The following is a 24,621-nucleotide window of genomic DNA, read 5'->3' as shown; positions in this document are numbered from 1 at the left end:
CAATAAAAGGATGCAAAAATTTATCTTTTTCATTGTTTTACTGGTTTTGAGCAGTTCGTGTGTTGCCGTTCGAGAATACGACAAAGTGTATCTCAATGACAGTGAAATGCAATTGGGGGCAAAAACTTCTGAGCGTTTTGAGACCAATTTCCAGATTTATAGAGAGGCGTCGGCAGGAGCAAATGGGGGAAAAACAGGAGGCGGATGTGGATGTAACTAATAAGTGAAAATGGAAAGTGAAAAATTAAAAGTTATAAATGCAAAATTGATAACATCCAACCATCTAATAATCCAACCATCCAATAATCCGAAGGTGTTGTTTTTCCTTTTTTATCTGACTACTTTTTACGGATTAGCCCAACAAACCAATACATCATATGCTAAAAGAGTGCTTGAAACCACCGAAATAGATATGTTGTTCAGTTATTACAGCCAAGATGGCCAAAATGCTGCCGTGACTGGAGGGGAAGGTACAGAGGAATTGACAGATGCCACGTCGACCATAGTGCTGAGAATGCCCATGAACGAAGATGATGTACTCACTGTCGATGTAGGGCTTTCGGCATATACTTCTGCTTCGTCAAGTAATGTCAATCCCTTGGATGGCAATATCAATCCCACACCTTTTGATGCTTCTTCAGGAGAATCCAGAAAAGATTTATTGGCATATATTAATCCAAGCTATCAGCATAGTTCAGAGGACCGAAATTCCATTTGGAGCGCCAATGCGTACTTTTCAGCAGAGTACGACTATTTCTCTATTGGATTTGGAGGCAGTTACTCACGACTTTTCAATGAAAAAAACACGGAACTTACTATTAGTACCAATGTCTTTTTGGATAAGTGGAATGCCATTTATCCTATAGAATTGCGTTCTGGATTCTTTGATAATCGAATTACAGGAAATGGCACCTACAGTCCAGGGTTCGAAGCCTTCGACAAGGAAAACAGAAATTCATATGCCGTATCCCTTAGCTTTTCACAGATTTTGACCAAAAAATTGCAAGGAGCTTTGTTTATGGATTTGGTTTCCCAGAACGGATTGCTGAGTACACCTTTTCAACGGGTATATTTTGGCGACACCGAAGATTTCTTTATTGACGATTTCCAATTGGCAGATGATGTAGAGCGATTGCCGGATTCTCGATTCAAGGTTCCAATTGGAGGGCGTTTGAACTATTATGCCACCGATTTTTTGATTTTACGCTCCTATTACCGCTTTTATTGGGATAATTGGGGTATCACCTCGCATACAGCCAGTATTGAAACTCCGCTTAAATTAACAGATAGATTCACTCTGTACCCTACGTATCGATACTATAACCAGTCTGCTGCAGATTATTTTTACCCCAAAGAAGGAGCTCTATCAACTTTTGAGTTTTATACTTCGGACTATGATTTGTCTAAATACAATGCGCATCAATATGGTGTAGGAATTCAGTACAAGGACATTTTTACCAGTGCTAAGATTTTAACTTTCGGGTTAAAAACAATTGACCTTCGATTTAGTCAATATGATCGCAGTGATGGGCTGAACGCTTTTATTGTGACCTTGGGAACTACTTTTGTTGGGAATTAAGAGGCATTTCCCAAACTTTCAATCCAATCAAAAATTGTAAATTCGCATCTTAACGCGGATGGACCTATGCTTGATAAACTCAATATCGTAAAACAACGTTTTGATGAGGTTTCCGACCTGATCATCCAACCAGATATTATTTCGGACCAAAAAAGATATATAAAGCTTAACAAGGAGTACAAAGATTTGAAAGTACTTGTTGATAAGCGAGGTGAATACATAACCCTTTCCAACAATATTGCCGAAGCAGAAGAAATCATTTCAGATGGAAGTGATGCCGAGATGCTGGAAATGGCAAAAATGCAGTTGGATGAGGCCAAAAGTGCCCTTCCGAAGTTAGAAGATGAGATTAAATTCTTGTTGATACCCAAAGACCCGGAGGATGAAAAGGATGTGGTCATGGAAATCAGGGCAGGAACTGGAGGGGATGAGGCAAGTATTTTTGCAGGCGATTTGTATCGAATGTATGCCAAATATTGCGAATCCAAAGGATGGAAGACCAATATCATGGACTTGAGCGAGGGAACTAGCGGAGGATACAAAGAAATCCATTTTGAAGTGTCTGGGGAGGACGTTTATGGCACATTAAAGTTTGAGGCAGGAGTGCACAGGGTACAACGAGTACCACAGACAGAAACCCAAGGAAGGGTGCATACTAGTGCGGCAACGGTAATGGTAATTCCGGAAGCTGAAGATTTTGATGTTCAGATTGAACCGAAAGATGTAAGAATTGATTATTTCTGTTCTTCAGGTCCAGGCGGGCAATCGGTCAACACTACATATTCAGCAGTCCGCTTAACCCACGTGCCTACCGGATTGGTGGCGCAGTGCCAAGACCAAAAGTCTCAACACAAGAACAAGGAAAAGGCCTTTAAGGTACTCCGTTCGCGATTGTATGATCTTGAACTGGCCAAAAAACAGGAGGAGGATGCGGCCAAGCGTAATTCCCAGGTAAGTAGCGGTGACCGCTCCGCCAAGATCAGAACGTACAATTACCCCCAAGGTAGAGTTACCGATCACAGAATTGGATTGACACTTTATGATCTACAAAACATAATCAACGGCGATATCCAAAAAATCATTGATGAATTGATGTTGGTGGAAAATACGGAGAAACTAAAAGAAGCCTCTGAAATTTTTTAGACTTCAGTTTAACAGAATTTAAAATATCAGTTCGAGCAGCTTGTGCTGAACGAAGTCGAAGTACAGTCGAGAACCGTAATATGAAAATAGAAGACCTAGTAGACCAAATCAAAAAGAAAAAATCCTTTCTCTGTGTTGGTCTCGATACTGATTTAGAAAAGATTCCAAAACACTTATTGGACGAAGATGATCCTATTTTTGCATTCAATAAAGCCATCATTGATGCAACGCATGAATTGTGTGTGGCCTATAAACCGAATATTGCTTTTTACGAAGCTTATGGATTGGATGGGTGGAAATCCTTGGAGAGAACCATGGATTATTTGAATGCGCATCATCCAGAAATTTTTACCATTGCAGATGCCAAAAGAGGAGACATAGGTAACACTTCGACTCGTTACGCCAAGGCATTTTTTGAAACCTTGAATTTTGATTCTATTACCATTGCACCATACATGGGAAAAGACTCTGTGGAGCCCTTTTTGGAATTTGAAGATAAGCATACGATATTGTTGGCTTTGACATCAAATCAAGGAGCGTTCGACTTTCAAACAAAGGAGATACATGGAAAGGAGTTGTATAAAGAAGTATTGGAAGTTTCAAAAACCTACAAGAATTCTGATAACTTGATGTACGTTGTCGGGGCGACCAAAGCCACTTTTTTGAGCGATATTAGGAAGATAGTTCCGAAGAGTTTTTTATTGGTGCCAGGGGTTGGCGCGCAGGGAGGGAGTTTACAAGAGGTCTGCAACTATGGGCTAACAGAAGACGTAGGATTATTGGTGAATTCCTCTCGAGGAATTCTTTATGCTTCACAACAATCCGATTTTGCCCAAAAGGCAGCAGAAAAGGCCGAGGAGATGCAAAGAGAAATGGAGGTTGAAATGGATAAGCTATTCAAGTAAGCTATCCCAAATTCTCAAGTGCTTTTTTAAAATTTTCGGCTTTTCTCTTGAAGAATTCTCCAAGATTGGTATCAATGTAGGTGGCATCCGCCGCCTTTTCGATAAAGTTTCTGTACCTGAATTCTAAGACAGCTACAGCTTCATTTCCGCTTGTAATCGGAGTTACTGCTCCAACTTTGCAATACTGATTTTTCATTTCAAAGATTTGTTATATCAAAGATACGTTGAAAATAGCCGTATAGATTATGAGCTTGTGGTGTATTCAGCTAGAAATCAGGTGTTTTATCTAAAAATTAACGAAATAGAAACATTTTCTTCAGAAAATGGGAAGCTGTTCGATAAAACCTTAGTTGAAATTGGATCTAAAAAAAACAACCCAGATAGCATAACAAAAACAGCCCAAAAGTGATATTGATTGACTAATTCAAATATGTACTTAATGAGACACCAAGCATTTTTCTATTGTCCCTTGGGCTGCTTTTATCATTAAATTAATTGAGGTAAGGATTTTATGAGCTAAGTCTTATCAACTTTTACCCTGCCGATGCAGAAATACCAATGTTTGCTAAATTCGTACTGCAGTTTTTTGGTACTGGGAAGGAGTGAGATTGGTGTCTTTCTTGAATGCTTTGTTAAAAGTAACCTTGTTATTGTAACCTACTTCATAAGCAACATTAATAATGTTAAGTCTTGGTGATTTATCCCTCAACAATAACTCTTTGGCCTCTCTTATACGATACATGTTTACAAATTCATGAAAACTTACATTGAAATGCTCATTTATGATTTGTGAGGCGTTGTGCCGAGTGGTGTCCAATCTTTTTGCTACCATATCAAGATTAATGCTATTTTCTTTATAAATTTTATCAGTCTCGAAAAGGTGGATTAGATTTTCCTTTAACTCATTCGATAAGCTTGGTGTCAATCCAGACTTTTCATACTTTGCAAAAAGCCTGTTTTTATAGGCATACACTCCGCTAAACACTTCAGGTTGAATATTGGCAGAATATCCCACAAAAAGTACCATCAAGGCCATAGCTGCTGTTGAGCTGTCATATATAAAACCAGAATTGATTTGATTTACCACCAAAATCCCATAGGTAGTATATGTTATTACATAAAGTATATGGATTTGGTAGACATTTTTATGCCAAATACGCTTCTTTGAGTCCAAGAGCTTTTCTTTCACGCTCTTTAAATAGACTTTTCGAATGAAATATCCATAAGTAGTAAGTGAAAGCACCTTTAATATGACCAATAACAACAGTTTGTTCGAATCTTGAGGATTCAGTCCACTTTGTATCCGGGATAACATTAAATGAATTTTCCCTTCAGCGGGAACGGCGTATACATTGAAGGTTAAATAACCAACAAGTAATATCGTTGGGATGGCATGCAATAAGTCTATCTTTCTAAACCTATATTTTTGTGAAGTAGTCTTTAGATAAAAATATAGCAATGGTCCATAAAGAAAAGAAGCCCAAGTGGACATTAAATAGGTGTGGGGAAATTCGAACATATAATGAGCCCTGTTGACACTTATGTTAAGAATGAATAGCGAATGGATAAATATGAAGGAGGCGATCAAGAGCCTTGATGCCATATGTATCTGTTTATTCGAAGCTATGATGAAAACCACATAAAAGCCTATAACTGCAACAAAAAAATAGATTAATGCCCAAGTTGAAATTTCAGGTACAATCCTTTCATATATATTCTTGAATTCTTTGGAATCACTAATGCCATCAAATCCCATGTTAAAAAGGAAATTTGGATTGAAATCCAAAGTCAGATAATCTAGAATATAGTTGGATGCCTCAGATGGATGACGAATCGCGGCTTCGCTTAAAGCTAATTTTTTCAGTACATAAACACTTTCAGATTCCTGATTTCCGAGTTCCTTTTTATACATCGAAATAGCTTTGTTGTACCTACCAATGTTATAATAGTAATCGGCCCATTGAAGAGAATCGCTGGAACTTGTTCTAGAGAATTCGTAAGAGTAGGGGTGAGGCCATGTGTTGGCACTGTTTGCCGAATAGCATAAAGAGCTACACATTGCAAAAAGAAGTGCATACAAGTAACATGACCGTCCCATGTTTATATAGATGAATTAGCCTAGTTTCAAATTAACAAGATTAACAGCTCGTAAATGTTAAAAAAAGCTTAAAGAGGTAATCCCCGATAATAATTTACCTAATAATATAAACAAATTTTTGACTTTTGATTTAATATTAAAAGTTTGGTAATTAAGGTGTTAGTAAAACGAAAAAACCGGTGCGAACACCGGTTTAAACTAACTAACTCAAAAAAATGCTAACTCAGATAATTTACTACAAAATTCTTTTATTGCTTTAAATTCAAGGTTAAGGCAACTTTAGGAATTTTTTATAATTACATCGTTCAATTGTCATAATAACGACATTAACCGTCAGATTATTGCTTTATCAATAAAAAAATGCTCTTAATCTTGCAAAGCAAATATTTTTCTTAACAAATCCGTAGTTCTTGAAGACAATTTGGTTCGTATTTCCTTTTCCTCGAGAGCAATCATTGTGAAAACACCATCCAAAGCCTCTTTGGTAGTATAATCGGTTAAGTCTGGATTTACATCATTTGTAAGGGGAAGATTGTTGTACTTTGTTATTATATTACTCCATATTTGATCTGCTCCAACTTTTTTGAAAGAGTTTTTAATAACGGGGTTAAATCGATTGTAAAGCTTTTTTCTGGTATTTTGTTCCAGATACGATGTGGCAGCACTATCGCTTCCAAGCAAAATTTGTTTGGCATCGGCAAATGAAATACCCTTTACCGCATCTACAAAAATCGGTGTAGCTTCCTTTACCGCATCTTCGGCCGCCCTATTAAGAATACGGAGCCCTTCATCAGCGAGTTTGCCCAAACCTACATCCCTTAAAGTTTTGTCAACTTTTTTTAGTTCATCTGGCAGTAAAATCTTCACAAGTTGATTTCTGAAAAAACCATCCTTAGCCGTTAACTTGCTTACTTGTTTTTCAATTCCAAAATTTAGAGCCTCGCGTAGCCCTCTCGCAATTTCTTCATTTCCTATTCCAACAGAGCCCTGCGGTAATTGATTAACTACCTGCTGCAGTTCAGCACACCCAAAGAACTGGAATGTCAAAAAACATAACAGTATTCGTTTCATAGTCATTGTAATTTGTGGTTAATGAGATATGAATTTACTGCTTAAGTCTTAGAACTAGACCAAGTAGTTGGATTATTAGGAAAAAATTACCGTTTTGTTATTGTAAACTATGGTTTTTCTTTCTACATGGAGTTGAACAGCCCGAGAAAGTACTATTTTTTCCAAATCTCGTCCTTTGGCAATAAAATCTTTTATCGAATGCGAATGGGACACAGTAGTCACATCTTGTTCTATTATTGGGCCCGCATCTAACTCAGCAGTTACATAGTGACTAGTGGCCCCGATGATTTTAACTCCTCTTTTAAAAGCAGCATGATACGGTTTAGCGCCCGCAAATGCTGGTAAAAAGGAATGATGGATATTGATGATCTTGTTTGGGAATGTATCAATCAACCCAGGCGAAATAATCTGCATATATCTGGCAAGCACAATAAAGTCAACATCGTGCTCTTTCAACAATTCTAGTTGCTTTTGCTCAGCAATTTCCCTTGAACCTTTAGAAATAGGAACATGATAATACGGAATTTGAAATTGTTCAGCTATGTACTTTAAATCAGGATGATTGCTTAAAATAAATGGAATGTCAACTAACAGTTCCCCAGACTTAAATCGACTTAGAAGATCATAAAGGCAATGATTATATTTAGAGACGAAAATTGCCATTTTGGGCTTTTTTTCATCCAAGTGCATATCCCAACTCATGCGATAGCGTTGGGCCAATGCATCATCAAATGCTTTTCTGAATTGAGAAATGGATATTCCATTGGTAAATTCGCTGGTCAATCGCATAAAAAACACACCAGCCTCTTTATCCACATGCTGATCCAGATACACAATGTTCCCTTGATTTGAATGTATAAACTGGGTAACTGAACTTATAATGCCCGGTTGATCTTGACAATGAATAAGTAAGGTTAATTCCATAATCGTTTTTAACAGGGTAAAATTAGGATAATCCAAAAGCTAACTCAATACAGCTTTTATTTTTATAATATCCTAACCAAAAATGGATATTTATTGCATTTTCTGTAAATTGCATAGCAAAATCACACTGTTTATTATCAATGGCACAAATTATTCCGTACAAACCAATAAACAAGATTCGCATTGTTACTGCGGCTTCACTTTTTGATGGTCATGATGCAGCCATCAACATAATGAGGCGAATTATCCAATCAACTGGAGTAGAGGTGATTCATTTAGGCCATGACCGCAGTGTAGCAGAGGTTGTAAACTGTGCCATTCAAGAAGATGCGAACGCCATCGCTATGACCTCGTACCAAGGTGGTCATAATGAATATTTTAAGTATATGTATGATTTACTCAGGGAAAATGGGGCAAGTCATATCAAGATTTTTGGAGGCGGAGGAGGTGTCATCCTTCCAGAGGAGATAAAAGAATTGATGGATTACGGCATTGAACGTATTTACTCTCCGGATGACGGCCGTGAAATGGGATTGCAAGGAATGATTAATGATTTGGTCAAACGATGTGACAATGAGGTTCCTAACCTCGACTTATCCAAAGGAGAAACATTGGAAACCTTATTGAAAAAGCGTAATGTCAATACCTTGGCAAGATTGATTTCTTTAGCTGAAAATAGGCACAAGGAGTTTGAGAGCCATTTCGCTTCAATTAAAAAAAATATTTCAGAGGTGCCGGTACTGGGTATTACAGGTACAGGAGGCGCTGGGAAGTCAAGTCTGGTTGATGAGCTGGTTCGAAGGTTCTTGGGAGATTTTCCTGATAAAAGTATTGGAATAATTTCTGTGGATCCTTCAAAACGAAAAACGGGAGGCGCATTATTAGGAGATCGTATTCGTATGAACGCTATAAACAACAAGCGGGTTTATATGCGTTCCCTTGCGACTCGACAGTCAAATTTGGCATTGTCCAAACATGTATCCGAGACAATACAGGTACTCAAAGCGGCTGATTTTGATTTAATAATCCTGGAAACTTCCGGTATTGGTCAATCTGATACTGAGATTTTGGAACATAGTGATGTTTCGCTATATGTAATGACACCAGAGTTTGGTGCGGCTACCCAGCTTGAAAAAATAGACATGCTCGACTTTGCCGATGTGGTTGCCATAAACAAGTTTGACAAACGAGGAGCCCAAGATGCCTTACGTGATGTAAAAAAACAATATATGCGAAATCATGGGCTTTGGGATGTTGACCAAAATGATCTCCCCATTTTTGGAACCATAGCTTCGCAATTTAATGATCCCGGTATGAATACTTTGTACAAAGTGACCATGGATACTTTGGTTTCAAAGTCAAACTCCACTTTGGTCTCCAACTTTGTGGTTGGAAAGGAAATGTCGGAAAAAGTATTTGTGATTCCACCCGCCCGAACTCGATATTTATCGGAAATAGCTGAAAACAATCGTGCCTACGACAAAAAGGCTACTGAACAAAGTAAGATTGCCCAACAACTTTATGGCATATTTTTGACCTTATCCTCTGTTTTAGATATTGGTGAGAAGGATTTGGCGTCGCAACTACTCTCAAAATCAGGATTGAATGAAGATAAAATTCAGTTGCTCTCTAAAAATGGAAAAGATAAAGACCTTCTTACTCTTTTGATCAAGGAATTCGATAAAAAGAAAATGAACCTCGATCCCCATCATTGGGATACCATTTTAAAATGGAGTGAAAAGAAAGAAATGTATCGAGCCGAACTTTATTCATTCAAGGTCAGGGGTAAGGAAATCAAAATTAAAACCCATTCAGAATCATTGTCCCATAGTCAAATCCCAAAAGTGGCCCTGCCGAGGTATGAAGCTTGGGGAGATGTGCTCAATTGGAGCCTACAAGAAAATGTGCCAGGTGAGTTTCCATATACTGCAGGATTGTACCCCTTTAAAAGGGAAGGGGAAGATCCTACCCGAATGTTTGCAGGAGAAGGTGGCCCCGAACGAACCAACAGGCGTTTTCACTATGTGAGTTTAAACATGCCTGCCAAGCGCCTTTCCACTGCGTTCGATTCCGTTACCCTTTATGGGAGCAACCCAGATGAAAGACCTGATATATATGGCAAAATTGGAAACGCGGGAGTGTCAGTTTGTTGTTTGGATGATGCCAAAAAGCTTTATTCAGGCTTCGATTTAAGTGACCCAATGACATCGGTGAGTATGACCATTAATGGTCCGGCACCAATGCTTTTGGCCTTCTATATGAATGCAGCGATTGACCAAAACTGTGAAAAGTACATTCTGCAAAATGGTCTTGAAAAAGAAGTTTCCAGAAAAATAGAAGAGATATTTAAGAGCAAAAAGGTTGAAAGACCCAAATACTCAGGGGAACTTCCAGAAGGTAACAATGGATTGGGGTTAATGCTTTTAGGGGTGACCGGAGATCAGGTTTTGCCAGAAGATGTTTATGAAAACATAAAAGAAGAAACCTTAAATCAAGTTCGTGGAACGGTCCAGGCAGATATTTTAAAGGAAGATCAAGCTCAAAATACCTGTATTTTTTCAACGGAATTTGCACTGAGGTTAATGGGAGATGTTCAAGAATACTTTATTGAGAATGAAGTACGCAACTTTTACTCTGTTTCCATTTCTGGTTACCATATCGCAGAAGCAGGAGCCAACCCCATTACGCAGCTGGCATTCACATTGTCCAATGGCTTTACATATGTAGAATATTACTTAAGCAGGGGGATGGACATCAATAAATTTGGGCCAAATCTTTCTTTCTTTTTCTCCAATGGAGTGGATCCTGAATATGCGGTTATTGGAAGGGTTGCACGTCGAATTTGGGCAAAAGCCCTGAAAGAAAAATATGAGGCGGGATCACGCGCTCAAATGCTCAAATATCATATTCAAACCTCTGGAAGAAGTTTGCATGCTCAGGAAATCGACTTTAATGATATTCGAACCACTCTTCAGGCGCTCTATGCCATCTACGACAACTGCAATTCATTGCATACCAATGCTTATGACGAGGCAATTACAACTCCAACCGAAGAATCTGTAAGAAGGGCTATGGCCATTCAGTTGATCATAAATAAGGAATTGGGCTTGGCAAAAAATGAAAACCCAATGCAAGGTTCTTTTATTATCGAAGAACTCACTGATTTGGTTGAAGAAGCTGTTTTGTTGGAATTTGATAGAATAACGGAACGAGGTGGGGTTTTGGGTGCTATGGAGACTATGTACCAGCGTTCCAAGATCCAAGAAGAGAGTTTGCATTATGAAACTTTGAAGCATTCCGGCGCCTACCCTATTATTGGAGTAAATACTTTTCTAAGTGCTAAAGGTTCACCTACTATATTACCTGCAGAGGTGATACGAGCTACGGAAGATGAAAAGAAAAATCAAATCAAGACCCTTCAAAATCTACATGAGCGAAACAAATCTGAAACTAAAAAACAATTGGAGACTCTACAGCAAACTGCTGTCAAAAATGAAAACCTCTTTGAAAAACTAATGGAGGTAACCAAGTATTGTTCCTTGGGTCAGATTACAAATGCCTTGTTTCAGGTTGGCGGACAGTATAGGCGAAATATGTAAAAAAAAGTGTGTGGGGAGGTAGTTAGTCGTTTCCGTTGTTGAACGACTTTCTCCATTTTTTAAAGGAAGACCTAAATCCTTTAATCTCTCTTCGAAGAAGATTCAGGTATTCTTTTTCTTTGACACCATCTTTCTCCAAGCCATTACAGTAAGCAAGAATGTTTCGAGTCATTATGTTGATGAAAGTCAAACTTTTCATTCGAACGGAATACGAATTGCTCAACGCCGCTTGCTCCACCTCTTTTGTGATCAACGAGGCGTCAATCATCAAAGATTTTGAAATATCATTTCTGAAATTGTCGATTTGACGAATGGACAACTTTTCCCTATTGTAAGAAAAATATTGTGCAATGGCTTCGCTCAAGTCACGTAAGGCCAATGATTTGCGATAAACACTTAGGGAATTTAAAGAACTCCTCTCCATTTTTTTTCATGCAATTTTCTACTATAAAATTACGGATGAAAAAGAATATCATAACTTTGCTTTATAAAGCGATAGTCGTAATTTGCTTTTAAATAGAAAATTATGTAATTAAAATTCCTTATTATGAAAATTGACGAATTGAATTGGGAAATTTTAACATATCTACAACAAAATGCACGTGAAACATTTGCCAATATTGGTCGTAAGGTAGGTCTTACCCCTCCGGCAGTTGCCGAGAGGGTAAAAAAGATGGAAGACCTTGGAGTTATAGCTAGTTACAATACCAATGTTTCGTACTCTCAAGCGGGCTATCAACTAAAGGCAATAATAATGCTAAGGGCCTTCATGGGAAAGTTGAAACCTTTTTTGAGTAAGGTCAAATCATACAAGGAAGTAATTAATTGCTATCGTATAACTGGGAATGAAAACATTATCATGGAAGTTGTGCTCAAGGATCAATCCCATTTGGAAAAATTTATTGATGAACTTATTACTTACGGGGAGTGTCGTACGCATATCGTCCTCTCTAATGTCGTTGCCAATGCACCAATTTCCGATGGTAAGGTTTAATGATAAAATTCGATTAATTTTAAATCAGGATAATGTGTAATCTTTTTGGCCGGATTTTTGTTGTGAAAAGAACTATGGGAAACAAATATGTACTGCTTTTTCTTGCCATTTTTGCCTCACAGCAGATATGGTCGCAACAAATGACCCTAAAAAAGGGAACTATTCTTCAAAACTTACCAGTTCACGATTCCATTTCAGATACTTTTTCATTGTATTTGCCAACATATTTTACAACTGAAGAGCAATGGCCGTTACTCATTGTTTGTGATTTAAAAGGCGAGGAGAAAAGAACGCTTTCCATGTTTCTCCATGCTGCAGAGGAAGAGGGTTATATTCTTGCAGCTCCTAAACTATCAGATACGTTGTCGTTATCAAGCAATGTGACTAAGACTGCAAACACAGTACAAGCTATTTCAGGGCTGCTGCCTATACATAAATCAGGTGTTTATACTGCTGGTCAGGGTTCGGGGGCACGTTTTGCCAATTTAGCACCCCTTTTTATAAAACGGGTCAAGGGTACATTATCCATTGGGGCATCTATAGCGAACATTGAATTATTAAGCCCGAAACGCCCATTTCATTTTATTGGCATTATGAACAAAAACGACTACAACTATTCCTCCATGAAACGTGTTAAGAGGGTTTTGGATAGGTTTAAATTTCCTAACCATCTTTTGTTGTATCAACAGACTACAGAATGGCCCGAAATTGGTTTTTTGAGTAAGGCGTTGCAATATTTTACCCTAATGTCAATGCGGCGAAACGAAATTCCTGCTGACTCGGTGTATATCCAAAAGGTTTATAAGGATGACCTTGAAAAAATCAATGATTTAAAGAGCACCAAAAGATTTTTAGCAACCGAACAGCATATTGATGGAATGATGGGTATTTACGGAGTTTATAAAAATTTGGACTCACTTCGAATGATTCAGAGGGAGCTACGAAAAGACCGAATCTTTAAGGGGATGAAAAGAGGTGAAAATGCAGCTGTTTTAAAAGAATCCTTGCTTAAGGAAGATTATGACTATTATCTGGAAGAGGATGTCATAACCCACAACTTCAATAATTTGGGATGGTGGAATTACCAGATGACCGAACTCAATAAATTCATAGCGGGTACAAATCCTTATGAAAAACAAATGGGGAATAGGTTGAAGGGTTATGTGAACGCCTTAGCAGAAGACAACATAGATATTGTAAAATCTGAGGATTTGATTGATGAGGATGCCTTGGCATTTTTATACATGCTAAAAACGGTGTTGGATCCTGAAAATTTTGATTTTTATTTAAAGATAATATCACTCAGTGCAAAGAACGAAGATTTTGGCACGGCCTTGTTCTATTTGGAAGAAGCCTTAAAAAATGGATTCAATGATGCTGACAAGTTGCATAATTTAGAACATACTGCCTTGCTTCGTATTGACCCAAAATTCAATGAGGTGGTTTCCAAATATCTAAAAGGAGCTCGATATCAGGTTAATGAGAAATAAACCTTGGCACCTCGTCAAGGTTCCAATCAATCACGAGTCCACCTGCCAAAGATTCGGCAATTTCCTTTCCATATAAATATTCACATAAATATAGAGCCGCTTCAAAACTTTTGGCTCCACCGGCAGATGTAATAAATTTTCCATCGTGTACAAAAAGTACACTGTCTTTGACATCCAAATGTGGAAACATTGACTTGTATTTAGGAATATCACTTGGAAAAGTAGTTGAGGCGACGTTGTCTAAAATTCCAGTCTTGGCAAGCACAAAAGCACCATCGCAGTGTGAGGTGACAAATAAGGCATCTTTGCTTGTTTTTTTTACGAAATTGAGCATAATGGTGTCTTTGAGGTCAGTATCCAGATGATGCTCAGCACTGGGTACCACTAAAATGTCTATGCGTGGAATGGAATCCTTGGTGTAATCAAAATCAGGGAGAATGCGAACCCCTTCAAACGACTTTATGGGTTTCAGTGTATTTGCAACCGTAAACGTATTCATTGTCCTGATGTTGTCTCGGTACTGGGTATGCTGAAAAATATCAAAAGGAGCGGTAAATTCAGTGTTGTAAACTCCATCCATGATTAAGAAAGCAACATTGTACCGGGTAGAATCCAGCACTGGGAACTCCCTTTTATCCTCTTTCCGTGCAGTTACGGGTTTTTTTTTCGGGGTACAGGAGGAAGTAAAAAATAGTACCACAAAAACAATTATATACTTCATTTTAAAAAGCTTGTTAAAGAGGGACTAAGGTAGTGCTAATAGTTCTAAAGTTCATTTCCACTATTTTTATGGCAAATTATGTTATCACGAATGAAGCGACTGATTTGTTTGATATTGGTTTTGACCGCTAGCTGTAAGTCGGATAAAAAATATCATGTTCAGCAGGAGGTTGAAACGACTTCAACCAGCGTCAAAGGGATTTTGGATTTTCAAAACGGGTTGAATGAAACGTTTAAAAATCCTGAAACTTCTCCGCTACCGGATAGGTTTCGAAAGAACTTTGAGGGATTGGATTTTTTTGAACCGGACACATCTTATATCGTAGTGGCAAAGTTTGAAAGAACGCCAAATGCCATTCCATTTTTCTTGGGCACCACTACGGGGGAAAAAACAGAGGAAGTGGTTTATGGAATTGCGCATTTTGAACTGAATGGCAAAAAGCACCAACTCGAGATATACCAGACTCCTTCGTTGCTTACCCAGGAAAAATACAAGGATTATCTCTTTCTGCCTTTTCTGGACGAAACCAATGGCGCAGAAACGTATGGTGGAGGAAGATATATTGATTTGACCATTCCTGAGGGCGAGACTATAGAAATAGACTTTAACAAGGCTTATAATCCGTATTGCGTCTATAATAAAAAGTACTCCTGCCCTCTTGTGCCAAGGCAAAATTATTTGAGAACCAATGTGAGAGCAGGAGCAAAAGATTTTATTAAACCATAAAGGCCCTATTCTAAGAATAGGGCCTTTGATTACGTTCTGTAAGTTATTTGAGTTAGAACGAATAAATAGCCGCAAAAAGTATAGAGGCCAAGCTTGAGGTCGGGTCGGAATCGTTATCGATGAAAGCATCCTCAGATGCACTGTCTAAACGAATTTCGGGCTTCAATATCAAGTCACCTATTGTTGCACTTCCTGTGAGGGTTAGAGCTAATACGCTGGAGTCTCCATCGGCATCTGAAGCGCCAATTGCTCCAAAGAAATCTCCCTCCATAAAATATTCACCTCTTAATCCAATGGTGAAGTTTTCGGAAGTGGCCAATTGCGGGTAGAGTGCAACTCCTGTAAAGCTTCCGCCATTGTCCTCTTGACTAAAGTGCGCCGCATTGACTCCCAAATAGAAATCTTCACTCACGTCGAATCCACCGGTATAGTCGATTTCAAACCCTCCTTGACTATAAAGAAAATTCAAGAATTGACCAGAATATCCTAGTTGTGCACCAACGGCATAATCTCCCGTTCCATTAAGTTCTGTTAAATCAGTAGGGTTCATGACGGCCAACATGGCACTCCAATCGCTTCCTAGGTCAAAATCAGCTTTTAAACCGGTGTGGCTGAATGGCCCATAAGAGAATAAATAGGAGGTACTATAGTTGAAGTTGGCTGCAGGTGAAATCACTTCGTACCCCAAAAAGGTGTTGAAATTACCAAAGGTTAGGGTCACATCTTCGCTCACATTCCAATACACATATAATTGGTTTATGATTTCTCCTGTGCCCCCTCCCGCAGAGTTAAGGTATTGTGGAGAATTGAAGGTAGCGTCTGAACCTCTTGGTCCAAACACCAAATCGGCAACAAAACCAACTTTTTCGCCTTCGTAACTGGCAATAACATTTGCCATGCCTAGAGAAAATCCATCCAAATTGGCAAAAGAAGAACCCGGGGCAATGGCATCCTCTTCATTGGGAGCGGTAAGGTTGGTCCTATAGTAGGCGTCAACGGTTCCGCTAAATTCGAACTTTGATTTGGCTTCTTCCTCCTCTTGTGCAATGACCGTTGCGGTAAGGCCCATCAAAGTAAAAAAAACCATTTTTTTTATATATTTTGCGCTAATAATCGTTTTCATAATCTTAAGCATTTAGGTGCTTCCATACAGAAGCGTTTAACTATGTTAATTAGAGATTTGTACAAGTGAAAAGGTTATTTGACGGAGCGTTCTGCCAAACGCTCCGTCTTCCTTTATTATAATTAATGTTGATTCATTCTGAAGTCTGCATAGGCGTCCATTCCATGTTCATGGATATCCAATCCTTGCAATTCTTCTTTTTCAGAAACTCGAAGCCCTGATACTTTTTTAATGGTGAACAATATGATGAAGGCTGTTAAAGAACAGAATGCTGCCACTGCACCTACACCTGCAAGTTGAACTAGGAACTGGTCAAAACCAGCTAGCTGACCAAAGATTCCAACCGCTAGGGTTCCCCAGATACCGCATATTAAGTGAACAGCCACGGCGCCAACGGGATCGTCCAATTTTAATCTGTCAATCAATGCGACACCGGCTACGATAATAATTCCAGCCAAAAGACCAATAATTACCGCTTCGTTAGGAGACATTTGATCTGCTCCAGCAGTGATGCCTACCAATCCACCCAAGATTCCGTTTAAGAACATAGTAAGGTCAAAGTTCTTATAGGCAACAAACGAGGTGATAAATGCTGATACCCCTCCTGCGGCCGCTGCCAATGAGGTTGTTACCAAAACCAAGGAAGTAGTTGCTGGGTCTGCGGAGAGCACAGAGCCTCCATTAAATCCAAACCAACCTAACCAAAGAATTAGTACCCCTGCGGCTGCTAAGGGTAAGTTGTGTCCTGGAATTGCTTTTGGTTTTCCATCTTCACCAAACTTACCGATTCTGGCTCCTAAAAGGTAAATTGCAATCAGGGCACCCCATCCACCAACAGAGTGTACAAGGGTAGAACCTGCAAAGTCGTAGAATCCTTCAGCTTCACCAAAAGAAAGTGTGGAAAGGAAACCACCGCCCCATTGCCATGAGCCAACAATTGGATAAATAAAACCAACGTATAAAACGGTGAATATCATGAATCCGCCTAATTTCACACGTTCTGCCACGGCTCCAGAAACAATGGTCGCTGCTGTTGCGGCAAACATTCCCTGAAACAGGAAGTCTGTCCACCAGGTATAACCGCCATCTGCGTATTCTGGGGTCATACCATTTTCAGGAGCTGCTATCCCTGGGTTAATACCAGCGATAAAACCATTAAAATCCCCTGGGTACATTAGGTTGAATCCGAAAGCATAATAAAGCAACAGTCCAACACATATTATAAATACATTCTTAAAAAGAATGTTCACTGTATTTTTTTGTCTGGTAAGGCCTATTTCCAAAAAGGAGAACCCTAGGTGCATAAAAAACACCAGTGCGGTACATACCATCATCCAAACGTTATTCGCTGTAAATAATCCTGCGTCCATAATCTTTAAATATTGTAGTTAATTTGGTGGTTAATTAATTCCGGCGCTTCCGCTTTCCTTGGTTCTGATCCGATAGGCCTCAATGACATCGGAGACGAAGATTTTACCATCTCCAACATTTCCTGTGGATGCAGATTCCAGTAAAGTATTTACCGTCCGCTCAAGAAAACTGTCAGATACCACGATGACCAAGTACCTTCGTTGTATATCTGAAGTACTGTAGGAGATCCCTCGATATACATGCCCTTGTTTTTCATTGCCAACTCCAGTTACATCCCAGTAACTGAAGAAGTTTACCTCGATTTCATGAAGTGCTTTCTTAACTTCATCAAACTTGGATTTTCTAATAATTGCCTCAACTTTTTTCATAATTAAGTAGTTAATTGATTCGTCAAATATATATTAATGGAATCCATGCCCATAAAAAATATAGGGGTAAATGATAATTTTTATGGTTATATAAAAAATACCCCTAAAATTTTAGGGGTATAATATTTTAAAACATGTTTTTTGAAAAATTAATGCCCTATTAATGCTGGGTAGGCACCAAAACATGGGATTCTTTGGTCAAAACATCGATAAGAATGAGTGATCTTTAGGTTTTCGGTTAAAAACCTTGAAAAAAATGATTTGGATTATTCCCCAAGTTTGGAAAGCCAAAGACCAATAGCTACCGCCAATACTCCAATGACTATGCTGGAAATGGTATAAATAGAGAAATGTAGAAGCTCACTATTTTTTAGCAAGCTATGCTTTTCATATGCAAAAGCGGAAAATGTGGTGAACCCACCGCAAAAACCCGTGGCAAGAAAAAGCACACCGTTTTCGGAAAGAAGGTTATTGCGCGCAGATAATCCTAAAAGGAGTCCTATTAGAAAGCACCCCAAAATATTCACTATAAAGGTGCCAAGGAAAAAATTTTGAAAGATAATGTTTAGCGGCTTGGAAATGAGATAACGAAGAGCGCTACCTAAACCACCACCTAAAAAAACCAGAAGAACCTGCTTCATACCCTAAAGGTACAAACTAAACGGCTTTTTTATATGCTGTTTCGGAGTGTTTGTGGGGGAAGGCTTTGGCAATTGATTTCTCCGAAATTTTAATAATAGTTCTTTTGTGCTTTTGTTTATTGCCATTAACGCTAAAAATCAATAAAACCGCATTAATCGCAATCAAAACAAAAAGGATGCTGAAAAATGTTGTCATTTTTTGGCTTGAGATTGTTAATGCAAAAGTACGTCTTTTCTTATAGTGCGCGTGATCCTCTCCAATTAAAGTTGTAAAGTCTCCAATTTTTGTGGTGAACGTAACAATCTTGTTAATTTTTAAGAAAAAACTTAATCAAAAACAGAATGGTTACAAATGTGACAAAGGATATCAAAATCCAGAGAACACCTTTATAGTTCTTTTTATGGAGCCTCTTGTCTTTTCTATATGCAATAACCATTACAAAGATAAAAGCAACTACAAAAAGTGCTGCGAAAATTAGTTGTCCTGTGCTGAACATATTTTCTATTTTTATGCAAAACTAAATCAAATCAAGTGCAATGGAAAGTAAAATAAAAGCGGTAGAACTTTTTCATAATTCTTTTGGATTGGGAGTTTCACAGAAACCCAAAGCCAATCTTGGCCAAGAAAAGAACAGATTGCGGTTCAACCTTATGGATGAGGAGAACCGAGAATATTTAGAAGCAGCAGGCAATGATGATTTGGTCGAGGTGGCTGATGCACTTGGAGATATGCTGTATATTTTATGTGGTACTATTTTGGAGCATGGAATGCAATACAAAATCGAAGAGGTTTTTGAAGAAATCCAACGAAGCAATATGAGTAAATTGGGTCAAGATGGAAAACCCATATATCGTGAGGACGGGAAAGTGCTTAAGGGCCCCAATTATTTTAAACCGGATATTCAGGCAATTTTAGATAAATAAAAAAGGCTCCTTTTGGAGCCTCTTTTATTATTGTACCTGATATCTCCAACCGAATTTATCTTCTGCTCGGTTGTATTGTATGTCTGTAATTCGCTTTTTAAGCCTTGTGGCATAGCTATTTTCAAGTTCTGGTAAATCGTAATCAGAATCCTTGTAGCCAAATGAAGCAATAGGTGATACCACCGCTGCTGTGCCTGCCCCGAACATTTCTTTAAGTTCTCCATTTTTGGCAGCTTCAACAACTTCACTTACCGAAATCTTGCGGACTTCTGTTGGAATTCCCTCATCTTTAGCAATGTCAAGAATGCTTTTGCGTGTAATTCCATCCAAAATACGGTCACTTGTTGGCCCTGTTATTAAAGTGTCACCGATACGAACAAAAATGTTCATGGCACCTGCTTCTTCAATGTATTCATGATTGTTGTCATCCGTCCAAATGACCTGTTGGTATCCTTTTGCAACAGCTAATTGGGTAGGATAAAATTGCCCAGCATAATTTCCTCCTGCCTTGGCGTATCCCACTCCACCGTTAGCGGCCCGAGAATAGTTTTCTTCAATAAGTACTTTTACTTTTCCAGAAAAATAGGCACCTGATGGCGCACAGCAAATAATAAACTTGTATTCATCGGCAGGGGAGGCGTGGAAGCCTTTTCCTGATGCCAACATGAATGGACGCACATATAATGAACTTCCAGGTGTTCGCGGAACCCAATCATTATCCACTTGCAATAATGTGGTCAACCCTTCCATGAAGTATTCCTCAGGAAGTTCGGGTATCGCCAATCTTTTTGCCGATTTGTTCAAGCGCTTAAAGTTTTCAAGAGGTCTGAACAACCAAGTTTTTCCAGCTTCGTCCTTGTATGCCTTCATGCCTTCAAAAATAGACTGTCCATAATGGAATATTTTAGCCGAAGGGTCCAGTGAAATAGGCTGATATGGAATGACCTTTGGTGCTTGCCATGCCCCATCCACATAATCGCAGACCAGCATGTGGTCGGTGTAAACACTTCCAAAGGATAAATTATTAAAATCAACCTGATGAATTTTGGAGCTTTTTGCCTTCTCTACAACCAAAGAATTTGTCATTGTTTCCATATTGAAAAGATTTGAACCGATAAAAGTAAACAATAAGCTAAAGCATTGCGTACTTTTAATTTAAAATTAATCAGTTTTGTGTTGAAATTTTAGGATTTTCCCATTCTTTGGGATTTTTAACATTTTTGATGCAACCTACTCAAAGACAAATGATTTCAATTGTTTAATTATCAGCTTTAAAATGATAAAATTGATTTGAAAAGAAGAATTATAACCACCGCGGATGGTTCAAAAACCATCCAAATAGAGGATTGGGATGAACAGTATCACTCCAAACACGGGGCAATTCAAGAGGCCTATCATGTTTTTATAAAACATGGACTTCGATTGTTTCAAAACGAAAAAATAGACCTCTTGGAAATTGGTTTTGGAACCGGTCTTAATGCGTTGATTACTTTTTTGGAAGGACAAAAACTAGGCTTGCAAATTGATTATGTTGGGGTGGAGGCTTACCCGGTTTCTATGGATGAGGTAATGCAGCTTGATTATTGTAAACAATTGGAGGTGGAAAATCAATATCAAACCTTTTTGGAAATGCATAAATCGCCATGGGAACAGAAAGTTGAAATTGGCGCTGACTTCATCTTGGAAAAGCAGCAAAAGGATTTTAAGGAGATAACCGATGAAAATTTGTTTAACCTCGTTTATTTTGATGCTTTTGGAGCAAGAGTACAACCAGAACTGTGGACAGAGGATGTATTTTCCATAATGTATCGGGCGATGAAATCATCGGGAGTGCTTGTCACCTATGCAGCGAAAGGTAGTGTGCGTAGGGCGATGCAGGCGGTCGGGTTCATGGTTGAAAGGCTCCCGGGTCCCCCGGGAAAGAGGGAAATGTTACGAGCCGTCAAATCATGAAGCGTTTACCAAAACTATGTTAAGTTTCCAAAGCGATATTATGATAAATTAATTTAAAGTTTGAACATTACTGTTAAACCTTATTAATGTTTTTAATATCGAGTACCTTAACCCTTAATTTTACACTAAAATGGTAACTATGAAGGTGTTGATGACCGGAGCAACGGGATTGATAGGCAGGGCTATAACAAAAGCTTTGCATAAGAGAGAAATTACCGTTCATTACCTTACCACGAACTCGAAAAAAATAGTTTGTGAGGAAAATCTTAAAGGTTTTTTGTGGAATCCGTCCAATGGCACCATAGATTTAGAGAGTTTTAATGGTGTAGACGCTATAATCAATTTGGCTGGGTCAAGCATTGCTCAAAGATGGTCTAAAGGAAATAAGGCAAAAATACTGTCCAGTAGGGTCGACAGTCTGAAAACACTTCACGCAGGGTTAAAAAAGGTAGATAGTTCCCAAATTCAATCAATGGTTTCGGCTTCGGCCATAGGAATCTATCCAAATTCTCTTTCCAATTTTTACGATGGGGGAAACACAGAAGTTGATAATAGTTTTTTGGGAGAGGTAGTTGAAAAATGGGAGCAGGAAGCAGATACATTTCGTGATTTCGATTTCAATGTGACTAAAGTAAGGATTGGTGTAGTGCTCTCAATTTCTGGTGGGGCTTTACCGCAAATGGCCCGACCTATTAAAAGTTTTATGGGCGCCGTTTTTGGTAAAGGGGACCAATGGCAATCTTGGATACATATTGATGATTTGGCCGAAATGTTTGCCTTTATAATTGAAAGTAAGTTGAAAGGTGTTTTTAATGGAGTTGCCCCAAATCCCGTTACCCATGAAAAAATGACCAAAGAATTAGCAAGAGTTTTGGGCTACCCTCTTATTCTGCCCAATATTCCGAACTGGTTTATGAAGTTGATTTTGGGAGAAATGTCCTATTTGCTCTTTGCATCACAACGCGTAAGTAGTAAACGAATTGAGAAAAAAGGATTTCAGTTCCAATATCCAAATATCGGAGGTGCTTTGGAACAATTGTATGGTTCAGAAATTAAGAATGGAGAGTCCTCTTTGGGGTCCTTAGAGGACGAATTAGCCTAAGCGTACCAACTTAGATAAAACGATATCCGCTTTTGGTGGATTTTTTTGTGTTTTGTTGTGACATTTTGACATTTTTGGACAATTGGCAGTACTTTTGCCAATTCAAAAAAGATAAAACGTACAAGCATATGAGCAAGAAAGGTAAGGTTGAGGAAATGAACGGTGAGTTAAATGACTCCCAAACAGTTGAAAATCCTGAGCTGAACGATGAAAATATAACAAACGAAGCTACCACCGAACAGGAGGAGGTCTCTGTTGAAGATCAATTGCGTAACGAATTGGCCAAAGAAAAGGACAAGTTTCTTAGGCTTTTTGCAGAATTTGAAAATTTCAAAAAAAGGACTTCCAAAGAACGAATGGACCTTTTTAAGACAGCAGGTCAAGAGGTAATAGTTTCCCTATTGCCCGTTTTGGATGATTTTGATAGGGCTTTGAAAGAGATTTCAAAATCTGATGACAAGGAAATGTTCAAGGGCGTGGAGCTTATCAACAATAAATTAAAGGAAACCCTTAAGGGAAAAGGTTTGGAGCGGATAGAAGTTGGTGAGGGAGATGTGTTTGATGCCGAGGTGCACGATGCTATTACCCAAATTCCTGCTCCCAATAAGAAATTAAAAGGAAAAATCATTGATGTGGTTGAAAAGGGCTTCAAACTTGGAGAGCGTATCATTCGACACCCAAAAGTGGTCGTTGGCAACTAAAAACTTATGAAGGAGGATTATTACGAAATACTAGGGGTTTCCAAAAGTGCTTCGGCAGCTGAAATTAAAAAAGCATACCGAAAAAAAGCCATTGAGTATCACCCTGATAAAAATCCGGGAGATCCCAAGGCCGAGGAGATGTTCAAAAAGGCGGCAGAGGCTTATGAGGTGTTGAGCGATGCAGATAAGCGTGCCAAATATGACCAATTTGGTCATGCAGCTTTTGAAGGTGGAGCCGGATTTGGTGGTGGAGGTATGAACATGGACGATATCTTCAGTCAATTTGGGGACATTTTTGGAAGTGCTTTTGGCGGAGGTGGCTTTGGTGGTTTTGGCGGATTTGGCGGTGGCCAACGCCGGGTAAAAGGCAGTAATCTTCGCATTAGGGTAAAACTTACCTTAGAAGAAGTGGCCAATGGTGTTGAGAAAAAAGTAAAAGTCCGAAGAAAAAAACAAGCTCCAGGAGTTACTTATAAAACATGTCCTACCTGTAATGGAAGTGGTCAGGTGACCAAGATTACCAATACCATACTCGGAAGAATGCAAACAGCCACCACATGTAGTACTTGCGGTGGAGCCGGTCAGAGTATTGACAAACGCCCAAGTGGTGCAGATGCTCAGGGCCTTATTATGGAAGAGGAGACGGTTTCAATACAAATCCCAGCAGGAGTTGAAGAAGGCATGCAGCTTAAGGTTTCCGGTAAAGGGAACGAAGCCCCAGGAAATGGAATTGCTGGAGATTTATTGGTAGCTATCGAGACGGTGGAACATGATACCTTAAAGCGTGAAGGTGACAACCTGCACTACGATTTATATATCAGTTTTTCAGAAGCCGTTTTAGGAAGCTCAAAAGAAATTGACACGGTAGGCGGAAAGGTGAGGATAAAATTGGAACCTGGTATTCAATCAGGCAAAATTTTAAGATTGAGAGGTAAGGGTATTTCTAGTATCAATGGTTACGGAAGCGGTGATTTATTGGTTCATGTGAATGTTTGGACCCCAAAAGAACTAAATCGTGAGCAGAAAGAATTTTTTGAGCGTATGCAAACTGATGAAAATTTTGCTCCTAAGCCCGAAAAAACGGATAAATCGTTTTTTGAGAAGGTAAAAGATATGTTCTCTTAAACTTTAAGGGTACTGTTTAAATAAAAAACGTATATTTGAATCTGATGTTGGGCAACCAATATC

General features: G+C 38.7%; 24 protein-coding genes. 13 read left to right on the top strand and 11 right to left on the bottom strand.

What is annotated here, in order from left to right; translation table 11 throughout:
• The first annotated feature begins 10 nt into the window (after window positions 1-10).
• From E4661_RS15860 to pyrF, 4 genes are all read left to right on the top strand, one after another.
• Window positions 11-220, top strand: coding sequence for a DUF4266 domain-containing protein (locus E4661_RS15860; RefSeq protein ID WP_136468441.1), 210 nt, complete (start codon window positions 11-13; stop codon window positions 218-220).
• Window positions 221-229: 9 nt separating this feature from the next.
• Entirely contained in the window at window positions 230-1,579 is a 1,350-nt protein-coding gene (locus E4661_RS15855) for a DUF3570 domain-containing protein (RefSeq protein WP_136468440.1), read from the top strand.
• Window positions 1,580-1,645: 66 nt separating this feature from the next.
• Window positions 1,646-2,722, top strand: a complete 1,077-nt coding sequence (gene prfA, locus E4661_RS15850; RefSeq protein ID WP_136468439.1) for a peptide chain release factor 1 — start codon at window positions 1,646-1,648, stop codon at window positions 2,720-2,722.
• 80 nt (window positions 2,723-2,802) lie between these two features.
• On the top strand, window positions 2,803-3,627 hold the full coding sequence (gene pyrF, locus E4661_RS15845) for an orotidine-5'-phosphate decarboxylase (RefSeq protein ID WP_136468438.1): 825 nt from the start codon (window positions 2,803-2,805) through the stop codon (window positions 3,625-3,627).
• 1 nt (window position 3,628) lies between these two features.
• On the opposite strand, the gene E4661_RS15840 is transcribed toward pyrF, so the two are convergent.
• The 4 genes from E4661_RS15840 to purU all read right to left on the bottom strand — a co-directional run bounded on the left by E4661_RS15840 (window position 3,629) and on the right by purU (window position 7,720).
• Window positions 3,629-3,823 carry a hypothetical protein gene (locus E4661_RS15840; RefSeq protein WP_136468437.1) on the bottom strand — a complete coding sequence of 65 codons (195 nt, stop codon included), beginning with the start codon at window positions 3,821-3,823 and terminating at the stop codon, window positions 3,629-3,631.
• 369 nt (window positions 3,824-4,192) lie between these two features.
• On the bottom strand, window positions 4,193-5,725 hold the full coding sequence (locus E4661_RS15835; protein WP_136468436.1) for a helix-turn-helix domain-containing protein: 1,533 nt from the start codon (window positions 5,723-5,725) through the stop codon (window positions 4,193-4,195).
• Window positions 5,726-6,091: 366 nt separating this feature from the next.
• Window positions 6,092-6,796, bottom strand: coding sequence for a DUF4197 domain-containing protein (locus E4661_RS15830; RefSeq protein WP_136468435.1), 705 nt, complete (start codon window positions 6,794-6,796; stop codon window positions 6,092-6,094).
• 75 nt (window positions 6,797-6,871) lie between these two features.
• Complete coding sequence (purU, locus tag E4661_RS15825) at window positions 6,872-7,720, bottom strand: formyltetrahydrofolate deformylase (protein ID WP_136468434.1); 849 nt, start codon at window positions 7,718-7,720, stop codon at window positions 6,872-6,874.
• Between the two features lie 140 nt (window positions 7,721-7,860).
• Here purU and E4661_RS15820 point away from each other — a divergent pair, with 140 nt between their 5' ends.
• Complete coding sequence (locus tag E4661_RS15820) at window positions 7,861-11,319, top strand: methylmalonyl-CoA mutase family protein (protein WP_136468433.1); 3,459 nt, start codon at window positions 7,861-7,863, stop codon at window positions 11,317-11,319.
• A gap of 22 nt (window positions 11,320-11,341) precedes the next feature.
• Here E4661_RS15820 and E4661_RS15815 read toward each other — a convergent pair whose 3' ends face one another.
• Complete coding sequence (locus tag E4661_RS15815; RefSeq protein WP_136468432.1) at window positions 11,342-11,743, bottom strand: hypothetical protein; 402 nt, start codon at window positions 11,741-11,743, stop codon at window positions 11,342-11,344.
• Window positions 11,744-11,866: 123 nt separating this feature from the next.
• Here E4661_RS15815 and E4661_RS15810 point away from each other — a divergent pair, with 123 nt between their 5' ends.
• Both E4661_RS15810 and E4661_RS15805 read left to right on the top strand, forming a co-directional pair.
• Window positions 11,867-12,313, top strand: a complete 447-nt coding sequence (locus E4661_RS15810; RefSeq protein ID WP_136468431.1) for an Lrp/AsnC family transcriptional regulator — start codon at window positions 11,867-11,869, stop codon at window positions 12,311-12,313.
• Window positions 12,314-12,345: 32 nt separating this feature from the next.
• Window positions 12,346-13,803, top strand: a complete 1,458-nt coding sequence (locus E4661_RS15805) for an alpha/beta hydrolase (RefSeq protein WP_240751500.1) — start codon at window positions 12,346-12,348, stop codon at window positions 13,801-13,803.
• Here E4661_RS15805 and E4661_RS15800 read toward each other — a convergent pair.
• Window positions 13,790-14,524 carry a DJ-1/PfpI family protein gene (locus E4661_RS15800; RefSeq protein ID WP_136468430.1) on the bottom strand — a complete coding sequence of 245 codons (735 nt, stop codon included), beginning with the start codon at window positions 14,522-14,524 and terminating at the stop codon, window positions 13,790-13,792. The two genes, E4661_RS15805 and E4661_RS15800, sit on opposite strands and share 14 nt — an antisense overlap.
• Before the next feature lie 90 nt (window positions 14,525-14,614).
• Between E4661_RS15800 and E4661_RS15795 the strand changes: the two genes are divergently transcribed.
• On the top strand, window positions 14,615-15,250 hold the full coding sequence (locus E4661_RS15795; protein ID WP_136468429.1) for a DUF1684 domain-containing protein: 636 nt from the start codon (window positions 14,615-14,617) through the stop codon (window positions 15,248-15,250).
• A 52-nt stretch (window positions 15,251-15,302) separates the two neighbouring features.
• Here E4661_RS15795 and E4661_RS15790 read toward each other — a convergent pair whose 3' ends face one another.
• From E4661_RS15790 to crcB, 4 genes are all read right to left on the bottom strand, one after another.
• Entirely contained in the window at window positions 15,303-16,373 is a 1,071-nt protein-coding gene (locus tag E4661_RS15790) for a porin (RefSeq protein ID WP_136468428.1), read from the bottom strand.
• Window positions 16,374-16,495: 122 nt separating this feature from the next.
• Complete coding sequence (locus tag E4661_RS15785) at window positions 16,496-17,743, bottom strand: ammonium transporter (protein WP_136468427.1); 1,248 nt, start codon at window positions 17,741-17,743, stop codon at window positions 16,496-16,498.
• A gap of 30 nt (window positions 17,744-17,773) precedes the next feature.
• Window positions 17,774-18,112, bottom strand: a complete 339-nt coding sequence (locus E4661_RS15780; RefSeq protein WP_136468426.1) for a P-II family nitrogen regulator — start codon at window positions 18,110-18,112, stop codon at window positions 17,774-17,776.
• 266 nt (window positions 18,113-18,378) lie between these two features.
• Window positions 18,379-18,753, bottom strand: a complete 375-nt coding sequence (crcB, locus tag E4661_RS15775; RefSeq protein ID WP_136468425.1) for a fluoride efflux transporter CrcB — start codon at window positions 18,751-18,753, stop codon at window positions 18,379-18,381.
• A 537-nt stretch (window positions 18,754-19,290) separates the two neighbouring features.
• Here crcB and E4661_RS15760 point away from each other — a divergent pair.
• Window positions 19,291-19,677, top strand: coding sequence for a pyrophosphohydrolase domain-containing protein (locus E4661_RS15760; protein ID WP_136468422.1), 387 nt, complete (start codon window positions 19,291-19,293; stop codon window positions 19,675-19,677).
• Window positions 19,678-19,704: 27 nt separating this feature from the next.
• Here the strand turns inward: E4661_RS15760 and E4661_RS15755 are convergent, their stop codons facing one another.
• Window positions 19,705-20,772: a branched-chain amino acid aminotransferase gene (locus E4661_RS15755; protein ID WP_205728968.1), complete on the bottom strand. Its 1,068-nt coding sequence runs from the start codon at window positions 20,770-20,772 to the stop codon at window positions 19,705-19,707.
• A gap of 195 nt (window positions 20,773-20,967) precedes the next feature.
• On the opposite strand from E4661_RS15755, the gene mnmC2 reads away from it, so the two are divergent.
• The 4 genes from mnmC2 (at window position 20,968) to dnaJ (ending at window position 24,558) form a co-directional block, all read left to right on the top strand.
• A complete protein-coding gene (gene mnmC2, locus E4661_RS15750; protein ID WP_136468421.1) occupies window positions 20,968-21,630 on the top strand; it encodes a tRNA (5-methylaminomethyl-2-thiouridine)(34)-methyltransferase MnmC2 in 663 nt (220 codons plus the stop codon).
• Window positions 21,631-21,769: 139 nt separating this feature from the next.
• On the top strand, window positions 21,770-22,732 hold the full coding sequence (locus E4661_RS15745; protein WP_136468420.1) for a TIGR01777 family oxidoreductase: 963 nt from the start codon (window positions 21,770-21,772) through the stop codon (window positions 22,730-22,732).
• A gap of 128 nt (window positions 22,733-22,860) precedes the next feature.
• Complete coding sequence (locus tag E4661_RS15740) at window positions 22,861-23,433, top strand: nucleotide exchange factor GrpE (RefSeq protein WP_136468419.1); 573 nt, start codon at window positions 22,861-22,863, stop codon at window positions 23,431-23,433.
• 6 nt (window positions 23,434-23,439) lie between these two features.
• Window positions 23,440-24,558 carry a molecular chaperone DnaJ gene (gene dnaJ / locus E4661_RS15735; RefSeq protein ID WP_136468418.1) on the top strand — a complete coding sequence of 373 codons (1,119 nt, stop codon included), beginning with the start codon at window positions 23,440-23,442 and terminating at the stop codon, window positions 24,556-24,558.
• The last annotated feature ends 63 nt before the right edge of the window (window positions 24,559-24,621 follow it).

This window comes from Flagellimonas onchidii (assembly GCF_004804315.1).
Lineage (GTDB): Bacteria > Bacteroidota > Bacteroidia > Flavobacteriales > Flavobacteriaceae > Flagellimonas > Flagellimonas onchidii.
The sequence above is the reverse complement of the archived record's forward strand: the minus strand, read 5'-3'. Positions and strand labels throughout refer to the sequence as shown.